The organism is Gaiella sp. (genome assembly GCF_035710885.1).
Lineage (GTDB): Bacteria > Actinomycetota > Thermoleophilia > Gaiellales > Gaiellaceae > Gaiella.
Genome location: NZ_DASTCS010000051.1, coordinates 74,334 through 85,593 on the forward strand (window position 1 = coordinate 74,334; position 11,260 = coordinate 85,593).

At 70.1% G+C, this 11,260-nt stretch carries 13 protein-coding genes; 11 read left to right on the forward strand and 2 right to left on the reverse strand.

The window, feature by feature from the left end:
- Positions 1–139: 139 nt before the first annotated feature.
- Together VFO26_RS12705 and erpA are read right to left on the reverse strand one after the other, a co-directional pair.
- On the reverse strand, positions 140–1,507 hold the full coding sequence (locus tag VFO26_RS12705) for an FAD-dependent oxidoreductase (protein ID WP_325115374.1): 1,368 nt from the start codon (positions 1,505–1,507) through the stop codon (positions 140–142).
- A gap of 80 nt (positions 1,508–1,587) precedes the next feature.
- Entirely contained in the window at positions 1,588–2,007 is a 420-nt protein-coding gene (erpA, locus tag VFO26_RS12710) for an iron-sulfur cluster insertion protein ErpA (RefSeq protein ID WP_325115375.1), read from the reverse strand.
- A 154-nt stretch (positions 2,008–2,161) separates the two neighbouring features.
- Between erpA and VFO26_RS12715 the strand changes: the two genes are divergently transcribed.
- The 11 genes from VFO26_RS12715 to nuoK all read left to right on the forward strand — a co-directional run.
- Positions 2,162–2,527 carry an NADH-quinone oxidoreductase subunit A gene (locus VFO26_RS12715; protein WP_325115376.1) on the forward strand — a complete coding sequence of 122 codons (366 nt, stop codon included), beginning with the start codon at positions 2,162–2,164 and terminating at the stop codon, positions 2,525–2,527.
- Between the two features lie 128 nt (positions 2,528–2,655).
- Complete coding sequence (locus tag VFO26_RS12720) at positions 2,656–3,120, forward strand: NADH-quinone oxidoreductase subunit B (protein ID WP_414653093.1); 465 nt, start codon at positions 2,656–2,658, stop codon at positions 3,118–3,120.
- Positions 3,117–3,662 carry an NADH-quinone oxidoreductase subunit C gene (locus VFO26_RS12725; RefSeq protein WP_325115378.1) on the forward strand — a complete coding sequence of 182 codons (546 nt, stop codon included), beginning with the start codon at positions 3,117–3,119 and terminating at the stop codon, positions 3,660–3,662. The genes VFO26_RS12720 and VFO26_RS12725 overlap by 4 nt, the downstream gene beginning before the upstream one ends.
- 31 nt (positions 3,663–3,693) lie before the next feature.
- Entirely contained in the window at positions 3,694–4,938 is a 1,245-nt protein-coding gene (locus tag VFO26_RS12730; protein WP_414653094.1) for an NADH-quinone oxidoreductase subunit D, read from the forward strand.
- Entirely contained in the window at positions 4,935–5,423 is a 489-nt protein-coding gene (locus VFO26_RS12735; RefSeq protein ID WP_325115380.1) for an NAD(P)H-dependent oxidoreductase subunit E, read from the forward strand. The genes VFO26_RS12730 and VFO26_RS12735 overlap by 4 nt, the downstream gene beginning before the upstream one ends.
- Complete coding sequence (nuoF, locus tag VFO26_RS12740; RefSeq protein ID WP_325115381.1) at positions 5,420–6,766, forward strand: NADH-quinone oxidoreductase subunit NuoF; 1,347 nt, start codon at positions 5,420–5,422, stop codon at positions 6,764–6,766. Before VFO26_RS12735 ends, nuoF begins: the two co-directional genes overlap by 4 nt.
- Positions 6,763–9,006, forward strand: a complete 2,244-nt coding sequence (locus VFO26_RS12745; protein ID WP_325115382.1) for a molybdopterin-dependent oxidoreductase — start codon at positions 6,763–6,765, stop codon at positions 9,004–9,006. The genes nuoF and VFO26_RS12745 overlap by 4 nt, the downstream gene beginning before the upstream one ends.
- Before the next feature lie 5 nt (positions 9,007–9,011).
- A complete protein-coding gene (gene nuoH / locus VFO26_RS12750) occupies positions 9,012–10,013 on the forward strand; it encodes an NADH-quinone oxidoreductase subunit NuoH (RefSeq protein WP_349259085.1) in 1,002 nt (333 codons plus the stop codon).
- Positions 10,014–10,027: 14 nt separating this feature from the next.
- The gene (nuoI, locus tag VFO26_RS12755; protein ID WP_325115384.1) at positions 10,028–10,519 is read left to right on the forward strand and encodes an NADH-quinone oxidoreductase subunit NuoI; all 492 of its coding nucleotides are present in this window, start codon (positions 10,028–10,030) and stop codon (positions 10,517–10,519) included.
- Between the two features lie 3 nt (positions 10,520–10,522).
- Positions 10,523–11,080 carry an NADH-quinone oxidoreductase subunit J gene (locus VFO26_RS12760; protein WP_325115385.1) on the forward strand — a complete coding sequence of 186 codons (558 nt, stop codon included), beginning with the start codon at positions 10,523–10,525 and terminating at the stop codon, positions 11,078–11,080.
- The coding region (nuoK, locus tag VFO26_RS12765; RefSeq protein ID WP_325115386.1) for an NADH-quinone oxidoreductase subunit NuoK at positions 11,081–11,260 on the forward strand (180 nt) is incomplete at its 3' end.

The window sequence follows — 11,260 nt, forward strand, 5'->3', positions numbered from 1 at the left end:
CACGAGCGGACCTGTCCCGAGGGACCCCGGTCCAGCCCACGGCCGCAGCACCTGTGCCGTGCGCGGCCTGTGGGGCAACCGACACACAATCGGCACGGTTTGCTCTTGACAGAGGTCGGTGTCTGACACCGATCTCGATTCAGCGCGCGATCGGGTCGAGGCCGGCCGCTTCGAGCAGCTCGTCCCACTCGCCGAGCTTCACCCGCGGGCGGCCCTGCGGCTCGCCGGCGGCGCGCTCGGCGGCGTCGATCGCCTCCCACCCCGTCTGGGTGACCACGGCGACGCCACGGCCGGCGAGCAGCTCGTCGATCGCCGACGCATCCAGACCCGGCTGGAGCTTGCCGGCGCGCGCGTCCTCGAGCAGTCGCTCGATCGTCTCGGTGGCGTCCTTCTTGTTCGTCCCGATCACGCCCGTGGGGCCGCGCTTGATCCAGCCCGCGCAGTAGACGCCCGCTCGCGGCGCTCCGTCATCCCCGAGCACGCGTCCGCCTTCGTTGGGCACCACGCAGGAGCCCTCGTCGAACGGGACGCCCGGCAGCGACACGCCGCGGTAGCCGACGCTCCGAAAGACGATCCCGCACTCGACCACCTCACGGACGTCGGTCGCCACGGCGCGGCCGTCGACGAGCTCGTTCCGGACGAGCTCGATCGCCTCGACTTTCTCGTCACCGAGGATCGCGACCGGCGACGCGAAGAACCGGAGCCGGATCGCCCGGGGCTTCCCCTCGGGCTCGCGAGCGGCGTAGGCGCGCAGGTGCTCGACGTTGCGCTTCACGGTGGGCGCCGCGGCCTCGAGCTCGGCCGCGCTCGCATCGTCGAGCTCGAGCTCGGCCGGATCGACGAGGATGTCGGCACCGGCCAGCTCGCCGAGCTCGCCGACCTCGACGGGAGTCCAGGCCGCCTGAACGGGCCCGCGGCGCCCCAGGACGAGGATCTCCTTCACGCCCGCTGCGTTGATCGCCTCGATCGCGGCGTCCGTCGTGTCGGTCGGGGCCAGCTCCTCCGGCGTCAGGGCGAGCATGCGCGCGACGTCGAGCGCGACGTTGCCGTTCCCGATCACGACCGCGCGCCCGTGCGAGAGGTCGAACTCCAGGTGCTGGAAGTCCGGGTGTCCGTTGTACCAGGCGACGAACGCCGTCGCGGGCCAGGAACCGGGCAGGTCCTCACCCGGGATGCCCAGCCGGCGGTCGGTCTGGGCGCCCACGGCGTAGACGATCGCGCCGTAGTGCTCTGCGAGGTCGTCGTGCGTGAGGTCGCGGCCGAACTCCACGTTCCCGAGGAAGCGGAAACGCTCCTCGCGCGCGACCCTCTCGAACGCGCGGGAGACGGCCTTGATGTTCGGGTGATCCGGGGCCACCCCGAGCCGTACGAGCCCCCAGGGCGTCGGCAGCCGGTCGATCAGGTCGACCTCGACGACCGGGTCGTCACTCGCCAGGAGCGCCGACGCGGCGTAGAACCCGGCCGGCCCGGAGCCGACGACGGCGACGCGCAGAGGCAGGCCGGTCACGCGCCGATCGTACGAAAGGGGCGCGGACGGACGTTGCAGGCTCTGGCTCGAGCCACGTCGCGGGCAGTGCCTCGCGTGCCTTAGTGGCTACAGCCGGAGCCGCAGCCGCCGACCTGCGTTCCCTCGGGGAGCTCCTCGCCCTCCTCGACCTGGAACGAGTGGCCGCAGCCGCAGGAGGAGACCGCGTTCGGGTTCTCGATCTTGAAGCCGGACTCCTGGAGGCCGTTCAGGTAGTCGATCTTCGCGCCCTGGAGGTACGGGGCGCTGAACGGGTCGACGACGATCTTGACGCCCTCGAGCACGAGCTCGTGGTCGCCTTCTGCGGCGCCCGAGTCGAAGCCCAGCCCGTACTGGAAGCCGGAGCATCCGCCACCCTGGATCGCGACCCGCAGGACGAGCGACTCGGCGTCCGGCTCCTCGGCCATGAGCTCGCGCACCTTCTGCGCGGCGAGCGGCGTGAGGTCGAGCAGCGTCTCGGTGGGGCGCTCGGCGATCTCCATATGCCCTGATGGTACCCGAGTGGCCAGTCGGCGCGACCCCCGGACTTTGTGACACCGAAAACGACCGTTTGGAGCCGGATCGCCTTCCCTTTCGTGAGGGCGGAAGCAGAGTGGTAGGTTTCGCGAGCGACCCCGGGCGGGGATCGAGGAAAGCGTGCTCGCCGACTGGCTCCCGTTTGTCATCTACGCCGTCTTCGCCGCCGTCATCCCGGCGTCGATGATCCTCTTCTCGTTCGTCTTCGCGACGCGGCCAAGCTCCCGCACCAGGGAGCGCATGCTCCCGTTCGAGTCCGGCGTGTCCAGGGACGCACCAGGGCAGCAGCGGCGCTTCACCGTCAGCTTCTACCTCACCGCGATGCTGTTCATCCTGTTCGACATCGAGATCGTGTTCCTGTACCCGCTCGCCGTGCAGCTCGACCTGCTCGGGTGGTTCGGGTTCGTCGAGTTCCTCGTGTTCGTCGCGATCCTCGCCGTCGCATACGTCTACATCTGGCGCAAGGGAGCGCTCGAGTGGCATTGAGACGGATGCTGCCGCTCGTCTCCGACCGGCCCGCCGCGAAGGCGGGGCTCCGCAGCGAGCGGATCCTCTGGCCCGACCGCGGGCCGGGCGTGTTCGAGCAGGAGCTCGAGTCGGTCGAGGACGCGCTGATGACGACGACCGTCGACAAGGCCCTCGCCTGGGCGCAGTCGGGCTCGATGTGGCCGGACACCTTCGGGCTCGCGTGCTGCGCGATCGAGATGATGTCGATCGTCTCGTCGCGCTACGACATCGCCCGGTTCGGGATGGAGCGCTTCAGCTCGTCGCCGCGTCAGGCCGACCTCCTGATCATCTCCGGACGGATGACGCACAAGATGGCGGCGCCGGCCCGTCAGGTCTACGACCAGATGCTCGAGCCGAAGTGGGTGATCGCGATGGGCGCCTGCGCCAGCTCCGGCGGGATGTTCAACAACTACACCGTCCTCCAGGGCGTCGACAAGATCTTCCCCGTCGACATCCACGTGCCCGGCTGCCCCCCGCGGCCGGAGGCGCTGATGGAGGGAATCGTCCGGCTGCACGAGAAGATCCGCGCCGGCGTGCCCCCGGCCTACGAGATCCGCGGGGTTGCGGAATGACGCCCACGGGCGTCCCGGGCGTCGTCGAGACGCTCGAGGCCCACGGCGAGACGACGCTCGTCGTCGACCCGGCCCGCATGATCGAGGCGTGCACCCACCTGCGGGACACCGAGGGCTTCAACGTCCTCGTCGACATCGCCGGCGTCGACTACCTCGGCTGGGGGGACAAAGAGGTGGCGGGATACATCGGCACGCCGGACGGACGCGACCTCAACGCGGCCGGATCGCAGGGCTACCGGCGGGTTCCCGAGCCGAAGCCGAAGCGGTTCGCGGTCACCTACCACCTGCTTCGCGTCTCCGACTCGCCCGAGCGGGTGCGCGTGAAGGCCTGGCTGGACGACGGCCAGGAGATCGACTCCGTGATCGGTGTCTGGCCGGCCGCCGACTGGAACGAGCGCGAGGCCTATGACCTCTTCGGGATCGTGTTCCGCGGCCATCCGAACCTCGCCCGCATCTTGATGCCGGACGAGTGGGAAGGGCATCCGCTGCGCAAGGACTACCCGCTCGGCGGGGAGCCCGTCCGCTTCTCGGGGGAGGTGTGACGGCGAAATGGCCGTGATGCCGGCGACGCGGATCTACGAGGGCACCCGCATTCCGTCGCCGTGCCCGACGATCCTCGAGATCGACCCCGACGAGCACAACCTCGACGACATCCTGCGGATCAACTTCGGGCCGAACCACCCCTCGACCCACGGGGTGCTGCGACTCGTCGTCGACCTCGACGGAGAGCACATCGCGGGCATCCGGGCCGTGATCGGGTACCTCCACACGGGCTTCGAGAAGACGATGGAGTCCAAGACGTACTGGAAGGGGATCACGTACCCCGAGCGGATCGACTACGTCGCGTTCCAGGCGAACGAGCTCGTCTTCGTGATGGCGATCGAGAAGCTGCTCGGCCTCGAGACCCCCGAGAAGGCGACCTGGATGCGGATGTGCCTCTCCGAGCTCAACCGCATCCACTCGCACCTCGTCTGGCTCGGGACGTCCGCGCTCGAGCTCGGCGCGATCTCGATGTTCTGGTACGCGTTCCGCGAGCGGGACCTGGTGCTCGACCTGTTCGAGATGGTCACCGGCGTCCGCATGCACGGTCGCTACTTCCAGGTCGGCGGGCTCGCGGAGGACGTTCCCGAGGGCTTCTACGCCCAGGCGCGCGAGTTCGCGAGGTACATGCCGAGGGCGGTCGACGACTACGAGGGGATCCTGGACAGGAACCAGATCTGGCTGGAGCGGACGAAGGGCATCGGTCCGCTCTCGGCCGAGGACGCGCTCGCGCTCGGTCAGTCCGGCCCCATGCTCCGAGCATCCGGCGTCGACTGGGACCTGCGCAAGAACATGCCCTACCTCGCCTACGACGAGGTCGACTTCGACGTGCCGGTGTACCCGAACGGCGACGTGTACGACCGCTACAAAGTGCACATGGACGAGATGCGCGCCTCGGCGCGCATCGTCGGCCAGTGCGTGACGAGGCTCGAGGAGATGCGCGGCGCGCCGTGGATCACGGACGACCGCAAGGTGGTGCTGCCGCCCCGCGAGGAGCTCCACACCTCCATGGAGTCGCTGATCCACCACTTCAAGATCGTCACGGAGGGCTATCTCGTCCCCGAGGGCGAGGTCTACGTCGCCGTCGAGTCCGCCCGCGGCGAGTGCGGCTGCTATCTCGTCTCGGACGGCGGCCCGAAGCCCTGGCGGGTCAAGTTCCGCGCGCCGAGCTTTGCCGCGCTCCAGGCGACCGCGACCTGCGTCCGCGGCACCGCGGTGGCGGATCTCATCGCGGTCGCCGGCTCGCTCGACCCCGTGATGGGGGATGCCGACCGGTGAGCACCCCGTCCCCGACTCCAGGCGTCTCGCTCCAGGACGAGATCCAGCGGATGCGGAAGGCCTATCCGGAGCCCCTCTCGGCGGTGCTCCCCGCGCTCCAACTCGCCCAGGAGCAGCACGGCGGCTGGCTGCCGGAGGAGGCCCTGCGCGAGGTCGCAGACGCGCTCGAGCTCACGCCGGCGTACTGCCTCTCGATCGCCTCCTTCTACGACATGCTGCACACGGAGCCCGTCGGCCGGCACCTGGTCGAGGTCTGCACGAACATCTCGTGCGCGCTCCGGGGCGCTCAGGGCGTGGTCGACGCCTTCGAGCGTGCGCTCGGAGTCCACGTGGGCGAGACGACGGACGACGGCAACGTCACGCTGCGCACGGTCGAGTGCCTCGGCGGCTGCGGGTGGGCGACCGTCGTCGCGGTGGACAACCGCCACCGGCTGCACGTGCAGGCGGGCGACGTGCACGGGATCGTGAAGGAGCTCGAGGAATGAGCACGCCCGAGATCGTCTTCGGAGGCACCGACGGCGGTGCGCTCACGGAGCTGCCCGCCTACGAGGCGATCGGCGGCTTCGCCGCCCTGCGCCGCGCGCGCGAGCTGATGCCCGACCAGATCGTCGAGGAGCTCAACGCCTCCAACCTCCGAGGCCGCGGCGGCGCGTTCTTCCCGACCGGGCGAAAGTGGAGCTTCGTGCCGAAGCCCGAGCAGGTGCCCAAGCCGCACTACCTCGTCGTCAACGCCGACGAGTCGGAGCCGGGCACGTTCAAGGACCGCGAGATCATGCTCCGTGTCCCGTTCCGCTTCCTCGAGGGATGCCTGATCGCCGCGCGCGCGATCGAGTCGAAGCACGTCTTCGTCTACATCCGCGGCGAGTACCAGCGCGAGTGGGAGGTCCTCGTCTCGGCGCTCGAGCAGATGCGCGAGGCGAAGCTGCTCGGCGACGTGACGGTCGTCGTCCACCGCGGCGCGGGGGCCTACATCTGCGGCGAGGAGACGGCGCTGCTGGAGTCGCTCGAGGGCAAGCGCGGCCAGCCGCGCACGAAGCCGCCGTTCCCGGCGATCGCCGGGCTCTACGCGTCCCCGACCGCCGTGAACAACGTGGAGTCGATCACCACGGTGCCGCCGATCATCGGGATGGGCGGCGCGGAGTACGCGAAGCTCGGGCTCGAGACCTCGACCGGGACACGCGTCTTCTCGCTGTCGGGAAACGTCGAGCGCCCCGGGAACTACGAGCTCCCCCACGGCTTCCCGCTGCGGGACCTGATCTACGAGGTCGGGGGAGGGATCCCGGGCGGGCGCACGCTCAAAGCCGTGATCCCGGGCGGGTCGTCCACCGCGATCCTCACCGCGGCCGAGGCGGAGAAGGTGACGCTCGACTACGATGCGCTCTCGCAGGCCGGGACGATGATCGGGTCGGCGGCCGTGATCGTGATGGACGACCGGTGCTGCATGGTGCAGCTCGGCGTGCGCGTATCGCAGTTCTACGAGCACGAGTCGTGCGGCAAGTGCACGCCGTGCCGCGTCGGGACACGCTGGCTGACACAGATCCTGAAGAGGATCGAGGCCGGGCACGGGACGCACGCCGACCTCGACCTCCTGCTCGACGTCGGCGAGCGCATCAACGGCACGTGCCTCTGCCCGCTCGGGGACTCGGACGCGATCGCCGTCGCGAGCTACGTCGCGAAGTTCCGCGAGGAGTACCTCGCCCACATCGAGGAGGGCGGCTGCCCGTTCCACGGGGAGTCCTCCCTCGAAGGGATCGTCGCGCCGACCGACGTCCACGAGGCGCACGTCGGCCCTGCCGAGATCCCCCGGCCGCTCGAGGTCGTGGCGTGAGCGAGCTGATCAAGGTCACGATCGACGACCGCGAGGTGGAGGTGGAGAAGGGGACGGGGCTCGTCGAGACCGCCGCCTCCGCCGGGATCGAGATCCCCGTGTTCTGCTACGAGCCGCGGCTCGGCCCCCCCGTCGGCGCGTGCCGCATGTGCCTCGTCGAGATCGAGGGGCTGCCGAAGCTCCAAGCGGGCTGCACGCTCGCGGCCCAGGAGGGGATGGTCGTGCGCACCGCCGCGACGTCGGAGCGCGCCGCCACCGGACAGCAGGGGACCCTCGAGTTCATCCTCGTCAACCACCCGCTCGACTGCCCGGTCTGCGACAAGGGCGGCGAGTGCCCGCTCCAGGACCTGACGTTCCGCTACGGGCCCGGGTCGACGCGGATGCGCTTCCCGAAGATGACCTTCGACAAGCCTGTCCCCGTCTCGCCGCTGATCGCGCTCGACCGGGAGCGCTGCATCCTCTGCTACCGCTGCACGCGCTTCTCCAGCGACGTCGCCGAGGACAATCAGCTGATCGCGCGCAACCGCAGCGCGTACACCGAGATCGCGACGTTCGAGGAGGACCCGTACCGCGCGCCGTTCTCCGGCAACGTGATCGAGCTGTGCCCGGTCGGGGCGCTGACGTCGACCCAGTACCGGTTCGAGGCGCGGCCGTGGGAGATCCAGGACGTCCCGACGGTGTGCGGGCTCTGCCCCGCGGGGTGCAACATCCGCGCCACGACCCGGGAGGGCGCGGTCAAGCGTGTCCAGTCGAGGAACCACCCCGAGGTGGACGGCGGCTGGATCTGCGACAAGGGGCGCTTCAGCTTCCCGTACCTGCGGGCCTCCGACCGCGTGCGCGAACCGCTCGTGCGCGGCGACCTCGGGCTCGAGCCGGTCGGCTGGGACGTCGCCCTCGACCGGGCGGAGGAGCTCCTGCGAGGGGCGGAAGGCAACGTCGTGACGGCGCTCTCCGGCTCGGAGACGACCGAGATCGCCTACGGCCTCGGAGTCCTGATGCGTCGAGGCCTGGGCGCGCACTCCGCGGTGCTCGACGAGTCGACCTCGGCCGCGCTCGACGCGTTCCGAGCGCCCCTCTCCACGATCGGGGAGGCCGAGATCGTGGTCGTCGTGGGTGACGACGAGGTCGTCGACCGCGCGCCGGTGCTCGACCTCTGGCTGAGGAAGGCGCGCCGCGGAGGGGCCGAGATCGTGACGATCGGAGCCAGAGGCAGCGTCCCGGCGCCGCTGGCCAGCAGCGCCGACGCGCTCCACCAGCTCGTCGCCTCGTCGAGTGCTCTCGGAGAGAGACTCCGCGCTTCCGATCGCGCGGTGCTCGTCTGGTCGGGGATCGGCGGAGGCGGCGGCGCGCGGCTCGCGGAGGCGGCACACGCGCTCGGCTTCGAGAGCAAGCCCGGGTGTGGCGTCTTCCATCTGCCTGCGCGGCCGAACGCGCGCGGAGTCGCCGAGGCGTGGGCGGCCGCGGCCGACGAGGACGAGGTCGAGCACGAGCGGATCGGAGTGCTCGTCGTCTCCGGCGACGAGGCGGCGGCCGACCCGGGCGTGCGCGCCCTGGCAGAGCGCTCGGACGCCGTGATCGCGATCACGATGTTCCACTCGCTCGCCGTGGGCTGGGCCTCCCTCGTGCTCCCCGCGACCGCCGCGCTCGAGCGCGAGGGAACGTCGATGAACCTCGAGGGGCGCGTGCAACGGCTCCGCCGCGCGGTGCCGCCGCCTGTTCCCGACGAGCTGGCATGGCTGTCGAAGCTCGCCGCGCGGTTCGACGTCACGCTCTCGCCGCACGCGGCCGTGGTCTTCGAGGAGCTCTCGAACCGGATCTACGGCGGCCTGACGCTCGAGCAGCTCGGCGAGCATGCCGCTCTGCCGGCGCGCACCCCGTACGTCGCGCCGGAGCGGCCGGGCGACACGGTCCTCGAGGGACGCCCGACGCAGGCTGCCCAGCCCACCGACCACTTCGTCGGGACGCTGCGCCTGCTCCGGTTCCGGCCGCTGTTCTCCGGGCACGCGGTGGAGCGGGTCCCCGAGCTCCAGTTCCAGCGCCCCGAGCGGGAGGTCGCCCTCTCGTCCGTCGACGCAGACCGCCGCGGCATCGCGACCGGCGATCTCGTCGCCGTGCGCTCGAACGGGACGTCGGTCGAGCTACGCGCGCGGGTCGACCGACGGCTCGTGGAGGGGGTCGCGCGGGTGGCGGAGGAGCACGCAGGCGACCTCCATCTCGACGTCGAGGTGGTGCGGTCGTGAGCTTGCTGGCCGCAACCGGCGCGAACGGCGAGCCGTGGTGGATCGCGCTGATCAAGTCCGTGATCGTGATCAACCTCGTCCTCTTCGGGTTCGCCTACCTGACGTTGCTGGAGCGGAAGGTGATGGGACGGATGCAGCTCCGCTACGGCCCGAACCGCGTCGGCCCGTACGGGCTTCTCCAGCCGATCGCCGACCTCGTCAAGCTGATCCGCAAGGAAAGCTTCTTCCCGGCCGCTGCGAACGACGTCCTCTACATCGTCGCGCCGTTCCTCGCCGCGTTCACCGCCCTGACCACCTTCTCCGTGATCCCGTGGGGCCCGGGCTGGGAGATCGGCGGCTACCAGGTCAACGGGTACGTCGCCGACCTGCCGATCGCGCTGCTCCTGATCTTCGCCGTCGGCTCGATCGGGATCTACGGCTTCATCATCGGCGGCTGGGCCTCCGACTCGAAGTTCGCGCTGCTCGGCTCGATGCGGACCTGCGCGCAGCTCGTCTCCTACGAGGTCTCGCTCGCGCTCTCCGTGCTGGGCGTCGTGCTGATGGCCAAGTCGCTCTCCCTCGTCGACATCGTGGCCGCGCAGGAGGCCGACGTCTGGTACGCGATCCCGCAGGTCGTCGGGCTCGTCGTCTTCATCCTCGCCGGGACGGCCGAGACCTCCCGCGCGCCCTTCGACCTGCCCGAGGCCGAGCAGGAGCTCGTCGCCGGCTACCACACCGAGTACGGGGGGATGCGATTCGGCCTCTACTCGATGTCGGAGTACATCAACCTGATCACGCTCTCCGCGCTCGCCGTCACGCTGTTCCTCGGCGGCTGGCACGGGCCGTGGCTGCCCGGGCCGATCTGGTTCCTGCTCAAGCTCTTCGTGCTCCTCTTCTTCTTCATCTGGATGCGGACGACCCTGCCGCGGCTCCGCTACGACCAGCTGATGCGGTTCGGCTGGAAGGTCCTGCTCCCCGTCGCCACCCTGAACGCGGTGATCACCGCGCTGCTGGTGGTCTGGATCTAGGGTGACCCGCTGACATGCAGCCGTTCGGGACACTCAAGGGCTTCGGCGTCACGTTCAAGCACATCTTCCGCAAGCCGATCACGGAGCAGTACCCCGAGTACAAGCGGCCCGTGTACCCGCGGTTCCGCGGCCGGCACCGGCTGCACGTCCACGCGAACGGGCTCGAGAAGTGCGTCGGCTGCTCGCTCTGCGCGGCCGCATGCCCGTCCGACTGCATCCGCGTCGTCGCCGCGGAGAACACTCCGGAGAACCGCGTCTCGGCCGGCGAGCGGTACGCCCGCATCTACGAGATCAACCTCTCGCGCTGCATCTTCTGCGGCTACTGCGAGCTCGCGTGCCCGTTCGACGCGATCACGCTCGGCAACGAGTTCGAGATCTCCGAGTACTCGCGCGACGACCTGATCTACACGAAGGACATGCTCCTCGCGGAGCCGATCAAGCGCATCCCTGTGCAGGATCCCGACCTCTTCGACACACCGATCCCTGCGTACAAGCGCGAGTCGTAGCGGATGGAGAACTTCCTGGTCTGGGTGATCTGGGTGCTCGCCGCCGCGGCGTGCATCGGGACGGGCCTTCGCGTCGTGACGGCGTCGAACCCGTTCTCCTCGGCGCTCTCGCTGATCGGCAACCTCGCCTCGCTCGCCGTGCTCTATCTGCTCGCGTCCGGCGAGTTCGTCGCCGCGGCGCAGGTGCTCGTCTACGCCGGCGCGGTGATGGTGATGTTCCTGTTCGTGATCGCGTACCTCGGCGGCCGCGCCGACGCGCCCTGGGCCGGAGGCACGCGGCTCATCCAGACGGCGTCGGTGATCGCGGCGGCCTCGCTCCTCGCCGTCACGCTCGTCGCGATCCTCCTCGACGCCGGCGACCGCCTCTCGGACGAAGCGGACATCGACCGCGCGTTCGGCACGCCGTCGGAGATCGGGCGCCTGTTCCTCACCGACCACCTGCTCGCGTTCGAGATCACGTCGATCGTGCTGCTCGTCGCCGCGGTCGGCGGCGTCGTGCTCGGCATGCGCTCGGAGGCCGAGGACGAGGTCGAGGTCGACGCGGGGGAGGCCGTCCGCTAGGTGCTCGGCCCCGACGTCCCCTGGTACCTCGTCATCTCCGCGATCCTGTTCGCGATCGGGATCTCCGGCGTCCTCCTCCGGCGCAGCCCGCTCATCGTCCTGCTCTCGCTCGAGATCATGCTCAACGCGGCGAATCTCGCGTTCGTCGGCTTCTCCCGCCTGTGGGGAGAGATGGACGGC